Genomic DNA, 16325 nt, shown 5'->3' with positions numbered 1-16325 from the left:
GGAAGATGTTGGCCAAACAATGCCTTTATGACCCTGAAATCGTAGAATTATGTTGTCAGATAGAAAAATGTCAGCCTTTGATGGTTACTGTTCATCAAATCTGCGAAGTCTTGACCAATCTTATGGAAAGTAAAGACCTGTATACCAAATACCACTCAGAAAAAGTAGCGGTGTTAAGCTACATGGTTGCTTTAGCCTTAGGGCTTCCTCCTAAACTGGCAGACCTTATTCACATAGCAGGACATCTCCATGATATCGGAAAGTTTGCTCTACCTGATGAAATCTTGAAAAAACCAGGTCCTTTAACACAGCAGGAGTGGAAGATAGTTAAGAAACATCCAGTGATTGGGGCAGATTATCTTAAGGATATCAGAATTTTTCAAGGTAAAGGAGGGGTTATAGAGATGGTGCTTTATCATCATGAAAGATGGGATGGAAAGGGTTATCCCGTAGGTCTTAAAGAACGGGAAATACCTCTTGGAGCAAGGATAATAGCTGTAGCTGATGCCTTTTCTGCGATGACAGACAAGCGCCCCTACAGAAATCCTTTAAGTTTTGAAGAGGCTTTGGAGGAACTTAAAAAAGGCTCAGGTTCTCAGTTTGACCCAGAAATAGTAGACATTTTTCTTAGCATGGAACAAAGAATAAGGGATTGGTTAGGGTTGATAAACAAATCCTAAAAGGAGGTGAAAAACGATGCCAAAACTTTCTAAGGTTAATTTAGGGAAGAGAGTTAAGGTAGTTTCTGTTGAAGGCCCCCCATCGGTAAAACAACGCCTAAAGGAAATGGGTATAACCCCTGGGGTTGAGCTTCAAATAGTTAGGATTGCTCCTCTTGCTGACCCTGTAGACGTAGAAGTGCGAGGATATCATCTTTCTATCAGAAAAAAAGAGGCAGAGTTGATCGAGGTGGAGGTGATAGCATGAAAGAAATAAAGATAGCAGTGGTTGGTAATCCTAACACAGGTAAATCAAGTTTGATAAACGCCATTGCCAAGGCTAATCTTCAAGTTGGCAACTGGCCTCTTTGAAAAGGCAATCGTGCCAACTAAGCTCCCTTATGGAGAGGAGTTAGAGGATTTAGTAAAAACGATTTTATCCCGTATAAAAGTGGTAAAACCGGATTTAGATAGGGTAAGTTTGGCTGTGGTTTTTAAGTTGTTAGAAGGAGAAGAGGAGCTTTTAAGAAAGTTGGATGTTGAGCTTGATAAAAGAGAAAAAGAAAACATCCTCAAGCACATTAAGACAGTCCACGAGGTAGATTTTAGCGATTACTTGCTTGATGTCAGGTATGGTTTAGCAACCGGGATTGCCAAAATGGTACTTCAACGCCCAGAAATCAGACGAGAGACCCTTACAGAAAAGATAGACAAGATAGTTTTAAACAGGATTTTAGGGATACCTCTTTTTCTTTTGGTGATGTGGTTTTCTTTTAAGGTTGCGTTTGATGTAGCTAACCCTTACATAGATTTTTTGGACAAAGCTGTAAATGAGGTCTTTAGAAGATGGATAGAGGCAGGGCTTTCCTTTGTAGGGGTAACAGATTGGTTAAATTCTCTTATAGTGGATGGGATTTGGGTAGGAGTAGGGACTGTGTTGTCTTTTGTTCCTATAATCGGGATGATCATGTTTATGATAACCTTTCTTGAAGCTACCGGTTATATGGCAAGGGCGGCTTTTCTTATGGATAGAATCATGAGATACTTTGGGCTTCAGGGAAAAGCTTTTATCCCTCTTCTTATGGGGTTTGGTTGTAATGTTTCGTCTGTATATGCTTGTAGAACTTTAGAACAGGAGCATGAGAGAAAACTTACGATGTTTATAGTTCCTTTTATGTCTTGTGGAGCAAGACTGCCAGTTTATGCTTTGTTTGTGGCAGCTTTTTTTGCAACTCACTCAGCAGCGGTGCTTCTTTTCCTCTATCTGTTGGGTATAGCTGTAGCTCTTAGCCTTGCTGTTATTCTTCACAAAACCTATTTTAAAGGAGTTAGCGGACCTTTTATCATGGAACTACCGCCTTATCGTATCCCTACTTTTAAAAATCTTGCCATTCACACCTGGCTTAAGCTAAAACATTTTGTGATCAAAGCAGGGACTTTGGTTTTGGCCTTTAATGTTCTCATATGGATGGCACTAAACCTTCCCTGGAAGCCTGAAAAACCTGAAGACTCAATCTTAGGCAAAACAGGACATCTGATAGCCCCTATTTTTAAACCCTTAGGTTTTGGAGATTGGGCAAGTAGTGCCAGTCTTTTGGCAGGGTTCCCTGCCAAAGAGGTTATAGTTTCAACGATGGCACAAATTTATGGAGGAGATGTTGAAGATAATCCTCAAGAGGAACTTTCTTTTAAAGAAGACCTTAAAGAATTGATTTTGCTTTTTGCTGAAAAAACAAAAGAAGTAGGGGGCAATCTGGTCTCTACTTTTAGGATCGTTACCCTCACGGCAGAGGTATCAGAAGAAGGTACAGGTATTTTATCTGAACTTCAAAATAGGTTTACCCCTGCTTCAGCTCTTTCTTTTATGGTTTTTGTACTCCTATATTTTCCATGCATGGTTTATGCAGCAACAGTGAGGATAGAAGCAGGATCTTTTAAGTTTGTTTGTCAGATAATTTTGGTTACCTTTATCGTTGCCTGGATAGTCTCTTTTGTAGTTTATCATCTTGCAAGGTTAATTTTATAAAAATTATTTTTAATTATTTTTATAATAAAGGTGGCCCAATTTGAAAAGTTGTGTTAAAATTATAAAAACATGTAGTTAAACCTAAAACAGGGGGGAAATTATGGTAAGAAAGGTTTTTACGACCTTATCCTTAGGCCTTTTGGTTTTCGGAGTTCCTGTTAAGGTTAAAGCCTATGAGGTAAACGAAAAACTCTCTATCGAGGCAAACTTGACAGGGGTTTACCAAGGGTTAGATAAGAGAAAAGGGGATTTTAAGGACGAGGAAAAGGGGTCTGTGGTTCTTGACGCAAGGGTTACGTTTAAACCTACAGAAAAGGACGAGTTTTCAGTAAGAGGTAGTTTTGCCAAAGGAAATGGATTAAAAAAGGTTAGTCCTTTTACCCTCTCTCCTAATTCAGATGATCTCAGGGATGATCTTCACAACATCAACAACCGTTCAAGAGACCATTTGCAAGAACTTTGGTACGCAAGAACCTTTGATCTGCCAGGCAACTCAACCCTTAAAACAACCTTGGGAATCATAGACGCAACCGCTTTCATCGACCAAAACCGGTTCGCAAACGATGAATTGACACAGTTTATGAATGAGGCCTTTGTAAACAACCCGTTGGCTAACCTTATAAGTTATGACTATGGAGTAGCTGTAGAGTGGTCTAAAGGGCCTTTTAGCTTAGCCTTAGTAGGGATGCAAAGTAAAACCGACGAGAATGAGGACTCAAGGTTTGACAAGAAAACTTATAATTACTATGCTGCCCAGGTAGGGTATAAATTAGAAACCTCTTTTGGAGAAGGAAATTATAGAGTTTTTGCCTTTACTACCAACAAGCGTTTCCCTGATTGGGAAGCAGAAAAGAAAAAAGCTTTAAAGGGCTGGGGTGTGTCTATAGACCAGGATATAATCAAAGATACCCTTGGGGTTTTTGCCAGAGCTGGTTTTCAGGATGATGACGCAGAAATAGACTACAAAAGCATGTATTCCTTAGGGTTGAACTATAAGTTTAAACCCTTTGGTGTAAAAACCGTTGAATTAGGGTTAGGCTACACTTACCTTAAAGCTCCCTCAAAAAATGAAGAACTAAAGCATACACAAGCTGTAGAAGCCTATCTTTCTGTTCCTATATACGAAAAAGAAAAACTCTTTGCCTCACATCTCACCTTTGACTGGCAATGGATGAAAGATAGGCTTAAGGACGAGGAAAACCCAGAAAATAAAGGTCATATCTTTGGGGTAAGGCTAAATCTGGCTTTTTAAGCCTGGTAAAACAAAAATAAAGGGATGACCCTTCAAGGGTCATTCCCTTTAAAATATTAACCATACTCGAGATAAAGTCAAACAAAGTCAAATAAAGTAAATAAAAAATCTCCCTCAGATAAAAACAGGTAGAAAATTTCGTATTAAGGGTCTTGAAATTTTTCTAAGATGAGTATTAATAAAAGTTAAGTTTTATATCATTTTGAGGAGCAAAAACTAACATAAAGATTGCAGGAGGTGAAATATGGGGTTGTGGAAATGTAGTAACTGCGGAGAGACAAAAGAATCAAGGTGTAAGCCTAAAAAATGTCCTAAATGTGGAGAGATGAACACGATGGTTAAAGAAGGGGCAGAAGCGAGTTCATCCTCTTCTTGTGAACCTAAGAAAAGAGGTTGTAAGAAAAAAGCTGGGTAATCTATTAAACATGGTAGTTGCTACCTGGAATGTTAATTCTATAAAAGTTAGAAAAGATCAGGTTTTAGAATTTTTAAGGGAGGTCGGTCCAGACCTCCTTGCTCTACAAGAAACCAAATTAAAGACCGAAGATTTTCCTTTTCAACCCTATCAAGAAATAGGTTATCGTGTGGTTCATTCTGGTGGGAAGGGAAGAAATGGGGTAGCTTTACTTTCTAAGGTGGCTCCAAAGAGTATAAAACGAGGCTTCGAAAATACTTCAGAGCCTGATAGCTTCCCTGATTCAGAAGAAAGGCTTATTGGAATAGAGGTTGAGGGTTTTGGTTTTGCTTCTCTTTTGGTTTTTTCAGTGTATATACCAAACGGAGGCCAGCCTGAGTCAGATTACTATTACTACAAAATAAGTTTTTTATGGCAGCTCAAAGAGTTCTTCGAGAAAAACTTTTCTCCTGAGGACCCTATCATTCTTATGGGAGATTTTAACGTAGCCCCAGAAAAAGAGGATGTTTTTGATTCAGTTTTGTTAGAAGGGCATATCTGTTTTACCGAAAAAGAACGAAAGGCTTTTTTTGACCTTCTTTCTTTTGGTTTTTATGATACCTTGCGAGAAAAGCATCCTAAGGACAAGGGGATTTTTACCTGGTGGGATTATCAGTTTGGGGCTTTTAAAAAAAATCATGGAATGCGTCTTGACCATATTCTTATCACCAAGCCTTTATTAGAAAGATTAGAAGAAGTTTATGTAGAAAAAAGATTCCGAGCCAAACCTAAGCCATCAGACCATGCCCCGGTAATAGCTAAATTTTTAGTCTAAAGAGTTTCCCAGTTAAGGCAAGAAGGACAAACCCAGGTTACCCCACTTCTGGTAAACATTCTCTGATTTTCTATAAAGCAACTCTGACAGATGGTAAGCCCACAGTGGGTACAGAAATAGCAGAAGGGTTGGGAATTTCCGCAAAAATCACAGACCCCAGCCCCAACCTTTTTCTTTAAGCTTTTTTCCTTTACCAAAGGGAGGTAACACTCCCTTTTTTGGTCTTCCATTAGTGGTTTTCTACAGGAGAAAACTTTACTTTAAAAGAACCGTCAAGCCTTGCAGTCTTTCTTTCGTTAAACTCTTGCTGTTTACCTTTATTCCAGTTCTGTACTGGTCTAAAATATCCAACCACTCTGCTATAAACCTCACAAGGCACCACTTTTACCTTTTGAGTCTTTTCTTCTTTCATCCTAAACCTCCTTGGGTGTGAGTTTTAACCTGCAGCTGCATTAGCAAAATTTTTAGCCAGACTAATCGGAAGCTCCATCTCTACCCCAAACCTGTTTAAGTCAGCCTCAGAATGAGGATAGGGGCAAAAGTCATGTCTCCCAGGTAGATAGCCATGTACAGGACAGACAGAAAAGGTGGGTGTGATAGAAAAATAGGGAAGCCTAAAGGTTTCTACCACGGTTTTTACCAGGTCCTTTACCACGTTGGTATCATGGATTTCTTCTCCGATAAAAAGATGAACGACCGTTCCTCCGGTAAAAAGTATCTGTAGGTCATCTTGATGGGTAAGTATCTCAAAAATATCGTCTGTATAGTTAACAGGAAGATGGCAAGAGTTGGTGTAATAAGGGGTTTCTTCAGTACCTGCGGTTTTGATCCTGGGGAATTTTTTCTTGTCAATTTTTGCCAGTCTGTAGCTTGTTCCTTCTGCAGGGGTGGCCTCAAGGTTGTAGAGATTTCCTGTTTCTTCCTGAAAAAGACTTATCTTTTCTCTCATAAATCTTAGAACTTTTATCGCAAATTGTTTACCCTCAGGATCATAGATGGGTTTCCCTAAAAAGTTTACGCACATCTCATTCAACCCTACAAGTCCTATGGTAGAAAAATGGTTAGCCCAGTAAGCACCTTTCGCCTCTTTTACCGAGCTTAAGTAGACCTTACAATAGGGATAAAGTCCTTTTTCGGTAAAATCCTCGATCACTTTTCTTTTGATTTCAAGGGATACCTTAGCAAGTTCCATCAACCTTTCTAACCTTTCAAAAAGATCCTCTTCACAGGTAGCAAGATATCCAAGCCTTGGCATGTTGATGGTAACCACTCCTACGCTTCCGGTAAGTGGGTTAGCCCCAAACAAACCTCCTCCTCTTTTCCTCAGTTCTCTCTTGTCAAGACGAAGCCTACAACACATGCTGAAGGCATCCTCTGGGTCCATGTCTGAGTTGACAAAGTTTGCAAAATAAGGTATCCCGTATTTTCTGGTCATCTCCCAAAGAGGTTCATACTCAGGATTATCCCAGTCAAAATCCTTAGTGATGTTATAAGTAGGGATGGGGAAGGTAAAAATCCTTCCCTTAGCATCTCCTGCCATCATTAACTCACAAAAAGCCCTGTTTATCATAGACATTTCTTTGTGAAACTCTTCGTAAACACTTTCTTGAGGTTTCCCTCCGATGATAATGCTCATGTTGGCAAAAAGCTTAGAGGGTTTTAAGTCAAAAGTGAGGTTGGTAAAGGGTGTTTGGAACCCAACCCTCGTCGGAACGTTCAAGTTAAACAAAAACTCCTGCATACATTGTTTTACTTCAGGATAGGTTAGTTTGTCATACCTTACAAAAGGGGCAAGGAGGGTATCAAAGTTAGAAAAGGCTTGAGCCCCAGCCCCTTCTCCTTGAAGGGTATAAAAGAAGTTTACTATTTGTCCAAGGGCAGACCTAAAATGCTTGGGAGGGGCACTTTCAACCTTCCCACTAACCCCTCCAAACCCTCTTAAAAGAAGGTCATATAAATCCCAACCCATGCAGTAGGCTGAAAGACAACCAAGGTCATGTATATGAAAATCTCCTTCTCTATGAGCTTCAGCTATTTCCTTAGGATAAAGCTTTTCTAACCAATAACGGGCAACGATAGAAGAACTTACATGAAAATTGAGCCCTTGAAGGCTAAAACTCATGTTAGAGTTTTCCTTTACCCTCCAGTCTTCATTGCCTATATACTCCTCTATAAGGTTAATACCGTCAACTAAGGCTTGTCCGATTTCTCTTACCTGACGCCTCTTTTCACGATAAAGAATATAAGCTTTGGCTACCTCAGGGAACCCTCTTTCCATCAAAGTTCTTTCTATGATGTCCTGGATGGTTTCCACATGAGGAATGTCTCCCTTTTTAAAATAATTTCTGTAAAGAAAGATAGACACAGCATCAGCTATTTTTTCAGCATCAGCCTTGGTTCCTATTTGGGTAGCCTTCATAGCCTTATGGATAGCGTTTATGATCCTAAAACGAGAAAAAGGAACAACCTTACCAGTTCTTTTTCTGACTAACGGTTCCATCAAAAACCTCCTTAGGTTAATACAATATATAGTATTTTTTCTTTAAAAACACCACAATATTTAGTTATTTTTTAAAATTACAGCTTCTATCCTGTTTGTCAAGTTATCTGGGATAAAATGTGATTTTAAATTTAAATATCACACTTAAGTTTAATCTGTTTGTTTATGAAGTTTTACAAATTAAAAAATTGGTGGCTTATTTTTAGGGATAAGATGTTATCTGGTCTTATAGAAAGAGCAGGGTTTAAAATTTTTATAAAGAAAGGTTTTTGATACTATTTTGACATCCCATTTGTGGTATAATAAAGTTTATATGGTTTCATACAGGCCGGCAAGTCTTGAAGAGTTTATAGGTCAAAAGAGAATAAAAGAGGAGCTAAAAATATACATTCCTTCTATAAAAGGCAGGCAAGAAGTTTTTCCTCATACGTTTTTTGTAGGTGCACCAGGTCTTGGGAAAACAACCTTAGCAAGGATTATAGCCTTTGAGTTAAGAAGGGACCTTAAGATTACCTCAGGTCCTGTGCTTGATAAAACAGGCACCTTAGCCGCAGTCCTTACTAATCTTAAGGAGGGAGACATACTTTTTATAGACGAGATACATCGCATGCCTAAGGTATGTCAAGAGGTGCTTTATGCAGCCATGGAAGACTTTGCTTTAGACATCGTAATCGGTAAAGGTCAGGTGGCAAAAACGATAAGATTAAGCCTTCCTAAGTTTACCCTTATTGCTGCAACCAATAAACCTAATCTTTGCTTAGCACCTTTAAGAGACAGGTTTCAGCTTATTTTTAAACTTAATTTTTATACTGATGAAGAATTAAAAGAGATTATCGTTAAAGTAGGTAAGACCTATGGGCTTTACATAGATGAAAAGCCAGCCTTAAGTTTAGCCAAGGCTTCAAAGGGCATCCCCAGGCAGGCTTTAAACCTGTTAAGAAGGCTGAAAGATTTTGCCTGGTTAACTCGTAGCCAGCCAAAAGAACATATAAAGGTAGACGAAGGCTTGATAAAAGAGTTTTTACAGCTTTTAGACATAGACGAATGGGGCCTTACCCCTGAGGACAGAAAGTGCCTTTTAACGTTGTATAAAGAGTTTAAGGGAGGGCCGGTGGGGTTGGGAGCTCTTGCCCTTTCGTCAGGTATAAGTGTTGAAGAGTTAGAAAGTATCTATGAACCGGCTCTCATCAGGTTAGGTATGCTTGCTCGCACAAGAAAAGGAAGGGTGCTTACCCAAAAAGGCTATCTTTATCTTAAAGAAAGGTTTGGTATAAATCCCTTGGAGGAAGGTTTATGTCTCTTTTCAAAATAAGCCCTTATGGTCTTAGGGAAAAAAAGGGAAAAGAGGTTATCGTGGCTTCAACCGCTTATGATTATACCTCTGCTCAGATTGCTGAGGCTGCAGGAGTAGATTTTATTCTTGTTGGTGATTCGGCGGCGATGGTGATGTTAGGACATGAAGATACCTTCTCTATCGGGATGGAAGAGATGCTCCTTTTTTGCAGGGCAGTAAGTAAAGGTGCTCCTGATACGATAAGGATAGGTGATTTGCCTTTTCTAAGCTATCAGGTCTCAAAAGAACAGGCAGTTTATAACGCAGGATTGATGATCAAGGAAGGAAGATGTCATGGGGTTAAGGTAGAGGGTGGAGAAGAAGTAGCTGAGGTGGTTGAAGCTATCGTCAGGGCGGGGATACCTGTGCTTGGACATATAGGTCTTACCCCTCAAAGGGCGGCTGAGTTAGGTGGCCTTAAGGTTCAGGGTAAAACCATAGAAAGTGCCAGAAAGTTGATAAAGGATGCCCAGGTTTTAGAGGAGGTAGGGGTTTTTGCTATAGTCATAGAATGTGTGCCTGCAGAGCTTTCTAAGGTGATAACCGAAAAAGTAAACGTTCCTACCATAGGGATAGGTGCAGGTCCCTTTGTAGACGGACAAATTTTGGTTTTTCATGATGTAGTAGGGCTTTTTAAAGGGTTTAGGCCTAAGTTTGTTAAGGCCTATTTTGATGGTTTTGAGGCCTTTAAAAAAGCCTTAGATCAATACATAAAAGAATGTAGAGAAAAGGCTTTCCCTTCTGAAAAAGAAAGTTTTACCCTTTCTCAAGAGGTTCTTAAAGAATTGTTAAAAGATTAAGGGGTTGTTTTTATAAAAAATTGGTGTAAAGTTTTCAAATTATAAAAAATTTTAGAAGGGAGTGTTGTCTTATGGCTAAGGTTAAGATGAAGACCAACCGTTCAGCTGCCAAAAGGTTTAAGGTTACGGCTAATGGCAAGATAATGCATAAAAAAGCCGGTAAAAGTCACCTTCTTAGGAAAAAGAACAGAAAGACTAAAAGGCATCTAAAACAATACAAAGAGGTTTTTGCTGGTTTTTATGATCACATCGCCAAGGCTATTGCAGACAAGTTTTAGTTTTAATCTTTAAAATTACAGGAGGTAAAGGTTTATGCCAAGGGCTAAAGGTGGTGTTAAGACCAGGAGAAGACATAAAAAACTTTTAAAATTAGCCAAAGGCTACTGGGGTCAGAGGAAAAACGTCTACAGAAGAGCTAAAGAGACTGTAGAAAGGGCTCTGGTTTATGCTTACAGGGATAGACGCCAAAAGAAAAGAGATTTTAGAAGGCTTTGGCAGATAAGGATTAATGCTGCTGTAAGACCTTATGGGTTAAACTACAGCAAGTTTATGGGAGGTCTTAAGAAGGCAGGAGTTGACCTTAACAGGAAGGTTCTTGCCTATCTTGCGGTAACTGAGCCTGAAACCTTTGCGAAGCTGGTGGAAGTGGCTAAAGCTCAGTGGCAATGATGGTAATCGAGGAACTGGAACAACTTAAACAAGAAGCTTTAAAAAACGTTGAAACCCTTTCTACTCTTGAAGAGCTCAACGCCTTCCGTCTAAAATATTTAGGAAAAAAGGGGGTCCTTACCAGCTATCTTAAAAGGCTTAAGGACCTCTCTTTAGAAGAAAAGAAACAAGTTGGAACTATATTAAACGAACTTAAAGACCAGCTGGAAGCGCTTTTAGTCAAAAAAGAGCAGGAAATTCTTTTTAATCAGGAAGACGTCCTTACAGGTTTAGACCTTACCCTTCCTGGAAGAAGGCCTGTAGTAGGAGGTCTTCATCCATTAACTCAGGTTATTCAGGAAATCTGTGAGGTTTTTGGGCGTTTAGGTTTTGATGTGGTGCAGGGGCCTGAGGTAGAGACCGAATATTATAACTTTACCGCCTTAAACATCCCAGAATGGCATCCAGCAAGGGACATGCAGGCAACCTTTTATCTCAAAAACGGAACTATACTTAGGACTCACACCTCCCCTATTCAAATAAGGACTATGCTTGAGAGAAAACCTCCTTTAAGGATCATCGCCCCTGGTAAGGTCTATAGATGCGATGACGATGTGAGACATTCCCCGATGTTTCATCAAATAGAAGGCTTGATGGTAGACAAAGAGGTGAGTTTTTCTGACCTTAAAGGAGTGCTTACTTATTTTGCCAAAGAGGTTTTTGGAGAAAAGACAAAGGTTAGGTTTAGGCCAAGCTATTTCCCCTTTACTGAACCAAGTGTAGAGATGGACATAAGTTGTGTGATATGCCATGGAAAGGGATGTAGGGTTTGTAGTGGTACGGGTTGGTTAGAAATCTTAGGGGCTGGGATGGTGCATCCTGAGGTGTTTAAGTCGGTTAATTATGATGTTTCTATATGGCAAGGTTTTGCCTTTGGACTTGGTATAGAAAGGATAGCGATGATAAAATATGAAATAGATGACATCAGGCTGTTTTTTGATAACCATCTATATTTCCTTGAAAGTTTTAAGTAAAGACCTTTAAATCTTTAGCCTAAGACAGGAGAGACCTTATGAAAGTTCCCGTCAGCTGGCTTTCAGAGTTCATAGACCTTCAAAAGTCTCCAGAAGAGATTGCTGAAATTTTTACGATGGGTGGTATCGAGGTTGAAGCAGTAGAAGATCCCTATCAACGTTTGGGAGAGATAATTTCGGTAAAAATCATAGAGATTTTATCTCCAGAAGACCTTAAGGAAGTAGCTCTTTGTAAAGTTACCGACGGAAAAGAGGTCTTTACAGTCTTTACCACGGCTAAAGATCAGGTAAAACCAGGACTTATTTTAGCCTTAGCCAAACCTGGGAGTAATACCTTTTCCGGAGAGAAGGTAGAAGTAAAGAGGGTAAAAAAATATCAATCTGAGGGGATGTTTCTTTCTCCTTATGAAGCTGGGACAGGCCCTGAAAAGGAGGTTTTGCTGGTTTTACCAGAGGGGTCTCCGTTAGGAAGGTCTGTCTATGAAATTTTAGGAATAAAGGAGGCTGTGTTAGAACTTGCGGTAACTCCTAACAGAGGAGATGTGCTTTCTGTGTTGGGTGCAGCAAGAGAACTTCATTTGTTAACCTCCTGGGAGTTAAAACCTTTTCTTTTTGAGGACTACTTAAAAGGTGGCAAATTTTTTAAAGGTGAGATCAAGATTTTAGAGCCTGAGGGTTGTTTTAGGTATATAGGGAGAACCTTTGAAAACGTTCAAATAGGAGAAAGTCCTTTTTATATTCAAAAGAGACTATGGAAATGTGGTTTAAGACCGATCAACAACGTGGTAGATATCACCAATTATGTGCTTTTAGAATTAGGACAGCCTTTACATGCTTTTGATTGGGACAAGATAGATGGACATGCGATAATCGTTCGTAGAGCCTATCCTCAGGAAAAATTAACGATGCTTGATGGGATAGAGAGAGTTTTTACAGAGGAAGATTTGGTGATAGCCGATGCAGAAAAAGCCCTTGTGCTTGCGGGTATCATGGGAGGAGAGGAGTCAGGGGTTTCTGAAGAAACAAAAAATCTTTTTTTAGAGGCTGCCTGGTTTAATCCTAAATGGATAAGGATGAGTTCTCAGAGACACAAGGTTTCAACTGAAAGCTCCTACAGGTTTGAAAGAAACATAGATCCTGAGGGTATACCTTTAGCGGTGTTAAGGGCTACTCAGATGATCTTAGAGACAGCCAAGGCCGAGCGTTTTTCTGAGATGGTAGACCTTTATCCTAAGCCTTATGTATATCCTCAAATCGTGTTATCACAAAAAAAGGTAACCAAATATTTAGGGTTTTCTCTTCCTGTAGAGGAAATAAAAGGTATTCTTTCGAAGGTGGGTGAGGTAAGGTCTATAGGAGATAGTTTTGAAGTAAAACCTTTTTCCTACAGACAGGATTTAAGTATACCAGAAGACTTGATTGAAGAGATCGCCAGGGTATATGGGTACGAAAAAATACCTACCAATTTTCCTAAAGCAGACCTTTGGGCTAAAGGAAAGGCCCCATTTCTCAGGTTAGAGGAAAAGGTAAAAGAAATTTTTAGGGCTTTTGGGTTTTTTGAGGTGATCAACTATAGTTTTATAGACCCAAAGGATTTAGAGAGGCTTTATCTTGATCCTAAAGATCTTAGGTCTAAACCTTTAGAGATAGCTAATCCTCTTGCCTCTAACCAGTCTGTGATGAGAACTACTTTAATCCCTGGGCTTCTCAGGACTGCTTGTTTTAACTTTTTTAGAGAGGTTAATTCTCTTGCTATCTTTGAAACAGGAAAGGTCTTTATACCTAATCAAGAACTCCTCCCAGATGAGCCTTTATACCTGGGATTTTTATTGATGGGACAAAAGAATACCGAGAACTGGCATGGTCAACCAGAAAAATTTGATATTTATGACCTTAAAGGTGTTTTGGAGGAGTTTTTTGAGATCCTAACCCTTGAAGTAGCGTTTAAGCCATATTCTGAAGAGCCTTTTTTAAAACGCGGTCTTTCTTTTGACCTTTATCTTGGAGAAGAAAAAATCGGTTTTGCAGGAGAAGTAAAAACCTTTATATTAAAGAGTTTTGACCTTAAGACCAATGTTTTGGTAGGAGAGATATTCTTAGAAAAGATTTCAAAAATTCTTCCTTCTTTAAGTACTATCAAAAAGGTTAAAAAGCCTCCCAAGTTTCCTTCTACCGATAGAGATGTAACCTGTGTGCTTGATAGGGATTTTGAGGTGGGAGAGATATTAGCTTTTATTAAAAATTTATCTATTCCTTACTTAGAGAAGGTCAGCTGTGTGAAGGTTTATGAAGGCCCACCTATTCCAGAAGGTCAAAAAAGCGTAAGTTTGAGGTTTTGGTATAGAGCTGAAGATAGAACCTTAACCGATGAAGAGGTCAATCACATTCAAGATGAGGTAGCTAAAAAGATTTTTGATAAATTTAACGCTAAACCACGATGAAAAAGACGATAACCAAAAAAGAAGTAATAAAGGTTTTGGCTGAAAAGACTGGTCTTTCTAAGAGGACCTTAGGTAGGATTGTGGAAGAAATCTTAGAAGAAATAAAACTTGGGTTAGAAAGAGGGGAAGAGGTTCAGATAGTAAGGTTTGGAAGTTTTATTCCTTATAAAACCAAGGAGAAAATAGGGAGGAACTTAAAAACTGGGGAGGTCGTCAAGATACCTTCGTTTAAAAAGGTAAGGTTTAAGATAGCTCCTCAGTTTAAAGCTGAACTTCAAGATGAAACCTAAAAAGCCTTTAGAAACCCTTTATGTTCCTCTTTCTGAGGTTGCTCAACTTTTAAATATAAAACCTCATGTGCTTTATTACTGGGAAAAAAAGATCCCCCAGCTTAAACCTTATCGAATTTCTAACAGAAAGTTTTACAAAAAAGACCAACTTGAACTTCTTTTTAAGGTAAAAAAACTGATAGAAGAAGGGTATACCTTAGAAGGGGTTAAAAAGTTTTTGAACCTTTATAAACTTGAACAACCAGCCCTTTTCAGTCCAAAAGAGGTCCTTACAAAAGAAAAAGCCCTGAGAAAGCTTATCAGGGAAGTAATCAAAGAACTTAAAGAAATCTACAAGTCTTTATAAATTTGTTGCAATATTTATTTTCCTCAAACTCCCTATCCTTGACCAACTTGAGCACACTTGTCAAAATTAGCTGATTAAAAGGGATAATTTTTCGAGGAACTTCATTTGGAACTCCTTTTTAGTAATCATCTTTCCCTTTCTGTTCCCTTAAAATTGGTTATTAGAGAAGGAATTTTAGCTTCAGGGACAGAATTTTGATCTAACCATTCTTATTTCAGGGACATTTTTGATCGAATGCGTTGTCTTGACTTTTACACCTGTAAGTTTTAAAATAAAAATATGTAAAATTTGACACCAAAATTTTTTTGGTAATTTGGGAGTATGGAGCTTAAGAAGCTAAAAAGAGTTTCAGAATATGAGTGGGAAATTCCCCTTCAGGGTGACATGAAAGTCCCTGGTAAAATTTTTGCCAGTCAAAGGTTAGTTGAAGAAATGGATGAAAAGGTTTATGAGCAGGTCTGTAACGTAGCAAGTCTTCCTGGTATCGTGAAGGCTTCTATTGCCATGCCAGATGCTCATTGGGGATATGGGTTCCCTATCGGAGGAGTCGCTGCCTTTGACCCTGAAGAAGGAGGTATCATCTCTGTCGGTGGGGTGGGATACGATATCTCCTGTGGGGTTAGAACCCTTCTTACTCCCTTAGAAAAAAACGAAGTAATTCCTTACTTAGAAACCTTGGTAAAGATGCTTTTTGAAACCGTTCCTTCAGGGGTAGGTTCTGAGGGAACCATCAAGCTTTCTCCCTCTCAATTAGATGAGGTTTTAGTTGAAGGGGCTAAGTGGGCGGTAAAAAAAGGATATGGGATTCCAGAAGATTTGGAGTATATAGAGGAAAAGGGCTGTATGCCTGGAGCTGACCCAGACTTTGTGTCTATGGAAGCTAAAAAAAGACAACACAGACAAATCGGAACCTTAGGCTCAGGGAACCATTATTTGGAAATTCAGTATGTCTCAGAGATTTATAACCAAGAGGTAGCTGAGGTCTTTGGTCTTTTTAAAAACCAGGTGGTGGTTACCTTTCATTGTGGCTCTCGGGCTTTGGGACATCAAATCGCTACCGATTATCTTCCTGTTTTAGCAAAGGCTGCAAGAAAATATGGTATCCCTATCAAAGAAAAAGAGTTGGTTTGTGCCCCTATCAATTCTCCTGAAGGAGAAAGCTATTTTAAAGCCATGGTTTGCGGGATAAACTGTGCTTTAGCAAACCGCCAGGTGATCACCTATTTAGTAAGAGAGGTTTTTCAGGAGATATTTCCAGGGATATTCCTCAAAGTACTTTATGATGTTAGTCATAATACCTGTAAAGTAGAACATCACTTAATAAACGGTAAACTAAAAAAACTTTATGTCCATCGTAAAGGATCTACGAGAGCTTGGGGTCCCGGAAGAAAAGAGTTGCCTAAGGACTATCAAAAGGTAGGTCAGCCTGTTATCATCGGTGGTTCTATGGGAACAGCCTCTTACATTTTGGTCGGCACTGAAGAGGGAGAGGAAAAAGCCTTTGGTTCTGCCTGTCACGGAGCAGGAAGGACGATGAGTAGAAATCAAGCTATTAAAACTTTTAGGGCAGACCAAATAATAGAAAATCTAAGGAAAAAGGGCATCATAGTAATGGCTAAGTCTAAAAAAGGGTTGTGTGAAGAGGCCCCAGAGGCTTACAAAGATGTTAACGAGGTCATCGAGGCTACCTGCAAGGCAGGCCTTACCAAAAAGGTAGCCAAGTTAATACCTATAGGTTGTATTAAGGGCTAAAGATCTAAAAAACTC

17 protein-coding genes and 1 pseudogene are annotated in these 16325 nt (G+C 39.2%); 16 read left to right on the top strand and 2 right to left on the bottom strand.

The window, feature by feature from the left end; genetic code table 11:
* Positions 1–5: 5 nt before the first annotated feature.
* The 7 genes from G580_RS09825 (at position 6) to xth (ending at position 5166) form a co-directional block, all read left to right on the top strand.
* Positions 6–680 carry an HD-GYP domain-containing protein gene (locus tag G580_RS09825; protein ID WP_038041490.1) on the top strand — a complete coding sequence of 225 codons (675 nt, stop codon included), beginning with the start codon at positions 6–8 and terminating at the stop codon, positions 678–680.
* A 16-nt stretch (positions 681–696) separates the two neighbouring features.
* Positions 697–927: a FeoA family protein gene (locus tag G580_RS0103700; RefSeq protein WP_028841098.1), complete on the top strand. Its 231-nt coding sequence runs from the start codon at positions 697–699 to the stop codon at positions 925–927.
* On the top strand, positions 924–1031 hold the full coding sequence (locus G580_RS11250; RefSeq protein WP_083960793.1) for a FeoB small GTPase domain-containing protein: 108 nt from the start codon (positions 924–926) through the stop codon (positions 1029–1031). Before G580_RS0103700 ends, G580_RS11250 begins: the two co-directional genes overlap by 4 nt.
* 10 nt (positions 1032–1041) lie before the next feature.
* The gene (feoB, locus tag G580_RS09820) at positions 1042–2685 is read left to right on the top strand and encodes a ferrous iron transport protein B (protein ID WP_051173042.1); all 1644 of its coding nucleotides are present in this window, start codon (positions 1042–1044) and stop codon (positions 2683–2685) included.
* A 100-nt stretch (positions 2686–2785) separates the two neighbouring features.
* Positions 2786–3937, top strand: a complete 1152-nt coding sequence (locus tag G580_RS09815; protein WP_038041488.1) for a carbohydrate porin — start codon at positions 2786–2788, stop codon at positions 3935–3937.
* Between the two features lie 244 nt (positions 3938–4181).
* Positions 4182–4352 (top strand): RCKP-type rubredoxin-like domain-containing protein, encoded by a 171-nt coding sequence (locus G580_RS11595; protein WP_169357069.1) that lies wholly within the window; start codon positions 4182–4184, stop codon positions 4350–4352.
* Positions 4312–5166 carry an exodeoxyribonuclease III gene (xth, locus tag G580_RS0103680; protein ID WP_169357067.1) on the top strand — a complete coding sequence of 285 codons (855 nt, stop codon included), beginning with the start codon at positions 4312–4314 and terminating at the stop codon, positions 5164–5166. Before G580_RS11595 ends, xth begins: the two co-directional genes overlap by 41 nt.
* Here the strand turns inward: xth and G580_RS0103675 are convergent.
* Together G580_RS0103675 and G580_RS0103665 are read right to left on the bottom strand one after the other, a co-directional pair.
* A complete protein-coding gene (locus G580_RS0103675) occupies positions 5163–5363 on the bottom strand; it encodes a hypothetical protein (RefSeq protein WP_028841096.1) in 201 nt (66 codons plus the stop codon). The genes xth and G580_RS0103675 overlap by 4 nt on opposite strands.
* A gap of 32 nt (positions 5364–5395) precedes the next feature.
* Positions 5396–7666: pseudogene (locus G580_RS0103665) on the bottom strand (ribonucleoside triphosphate reductase).
* Between the two features lie 313 nt (positions 7667–7979).
* Between G580_RS0103665 and ruvB the strand changes: the two are divergent.
* The 9 genes from ruvB (at position 7980) to G580_RS0103610 (ending at position 16310) form a co-directional block, all read left to right on the top strand.
* Positions 7980–8978, top strand: coding sequence for a Holliday junction branch migration DNA helicase RuvB (ruvB, locus tag G580_RS0103655; RefSeq protein WP_051173041.1), 999 nt, complete (start codon positions 7980–7982; stop codon positions 8976–8978).
* Positions 8960–9799: a 3-methyl-2-oxobutanoate hydroxymethyltransferase gene (panB, locus tag G580_RS0103650; protein WP_028841093.1), complete on the top strand. Its 840-nt coding sequence runs from the start codon at positions 8960–8962 to the stop codon at positions 9797–9799. The genes ruvB and panB overlap by 19 nt, the downstream gene beginning before the upstream one ends.
* Before the next feature lie 71 nt (positions 9800–9870).
* Positions 9871–10077: a 50S ribosomal protein L35 gene (rpmI, locus tag G580_RS0103645; protein WP_028841092.1), complete on the top strand. Its 207-nt coding sequence runs from the start codon at positions 9871–9873 to the stop codon at positions 10075–10077.
* A gap of 34 nt (positions 10078–10111) precedes the next feature.
* A complete protein-coding gene (gene rplT / locus G580_RS0103640; RefSeq protein ID WP_028841091.1) occupies positions 10112–10468 on the top strand; it encodes a 50S ribosomal protein L20 in 357 nt (118 codons plus the stop codon).
* Positions 10468–11481 carry a phenylalanine--tRNA ligase subunit alpha gene (gene pheS, locus G580_RS0103635; protein ID WP_028841090.1) on the top strand — a complete coding sequence of 338 codons (1014 nt, stop codon included), beginning with the start codon at positions 10468–10470 and terminating at the stop codon, positions 11479–11481. The genes rplT and pheS overlap by 1 nt, the downstream gene beginning before the upstream one ends.
* A 38-nt stretch (positions 11482–11519) precedes the next feature.
* Positions 11520–13922, top strand: coding sequence for a phenylalanine--tRNA ligase subunit beta (pheT, locus tag G580_RS0103630; RefSeq protein ID WP_028841089.1), 2403 nt, complete (start codon positions 11520–11522; stop codon positions 13920–13922).
* On the top strand, positions 13919–14212 hold the full coding sequence (locus G580_RS0103625) for an HU family DNA-binding protein (RefSeq protein ID WP_022855461.1): 294 nt from the start codon (positions 13919–13921) through the stop codon (positions 14210–14212). Before pheT ends, G580_RS0103625 begins: the two co-directional genes overlap by 4 nt.
* Positions 14202–14558, top strand: coding sequence for a MerR family transcriptional regulator (locus G580_RS10965; RefSeq protein ID WP_051173040.1), 357 nt, complete (start codon positions 14202–14204; stop codon positions 14556–14558). The genes G580_RS0103625 and G580_RS10965 overlap by 11 nt, the downstream gene beginning before the upstream one ends.
* Before the next feature lie 321 nt (positions 14559–14879).
* Positions 14880–16310 (top strand): RtcB family protein, encoded by a 1431-nt coding sequence (locus G580_RS0103610; RefSeq protein WP_028841087.1) that lies wholly within the window; start codon positions 14880–14882, stop codon positions 16308–16310.
* Positions 16311–16325: the final 15 nt, after the last annotated feature.

Origin of the sequence: Thermodesulfobacterium hveragerdense DSM 12571, from assembly GCF_000423845.1 — a bacterium.
GTDB lineage: Bacteria > Desulfobacterota > Thermodesulfobacteria > Thermodesulfobacteriales > Thermodesulfobacteriaceae > Thermodesulfobacterium > Thermodesulfobacterium hveragerdense.
Note: the sequence above shows the minus strand (reverse complement) of the source record. Positions and strands in the feature narration are given on the sequence as shown.

Coding starts and splice junctions, on each gene's coding strand:
- G580_RS0103700 (WP_028841098.1), top strand. CDS start 697: ATGCCAAAACTTTCTAAGGTTAATTTAGGGAAGAGAGTTAAGGTAGTT.
- G580_RS0103625 (WP_022855461.1), top strand. CDS start 13,919: ATGAAAAAGACGATAACCAAAAAAGAAGTAATAAAGGTTTTGGCTGAA.
- G580_RS10965 (WP_051173040.1), top strand. CDS start 14,202: ATGAAACCTAAAAAGCCTTTAGAAACCCTTTATGTTCCTCTTTCTGAG.
- panB (WP_028841093.1), top strand. CDS start 8,960: ATGTCTCTTTTCAAAATAAGCCCTTATGGTCTTAGGGAAAAAAAGGGA.
- G580_RS09815 (WP_038041488.1), top strand. CDS start 2,786: ATGGTAAGAAAGGTTTTTACGACCTTATCCTTAGGCCTTTTGGTTTTC.
- G580_RS0103610 (WP_028841087.1), top strand. CDS start 14,880: ATGGAGCTTAAGAAGCTAAAAAGAGTTTCAGAATATGAGTGGGAAATT.
- G580_RS11250 (WP_083960793.1), top strand. CDS start 924: ATGAAAGAAATAAAGATAGCAGTGGTTGGTAATCCTAACACAGGTAAA.
- pheT (WP_028841089.1), top strand. CDS start 11,520: ATGAAAGTTCCCGTCAGCTGGCTTTCAGAGTTCATAGACCTTCAAAAG.
- rpmI (WP_028841092.1), top strand. CDS start 9,871: ATGGCTAAGGTTAAGATGAAGACCAACCGTTCAGCTGCCAAAAGGTTT.
- ruvB (WP_051173041.1), top strand. CDS start 7,980: ATGGTTTCATACAGGCCGGCAAGTCTTGAAGAGTTTATAGGTCAAAAG.
- pheS (WP_028841090.1), top strand. CDS start 10,468: ATGGTAATCGAGGAACTGGAACAACTTAAACAAGAAGCTTTAAAAAAC.
- G580_RS09825 (WP_038041490.1), top strand. CDS start 6: ATGTTGGCCAAACAATGCCTTTATGACCCTGAAATCGTAGAATTATGT.
- rplT (WP_028841091.1), top strand. CDS start 10,112: ATGCCAAGGGCTAAAGGTGGTGTTAAGACCAGGAGAAGACATAAAAAA.
- G580_RS11595 (WP_169357069.1), top strand. CDS start 4,182: ATGGGGTTGTGGAAATGTAGTAACTGCGGAGAGACAAAAGAATCAAGG.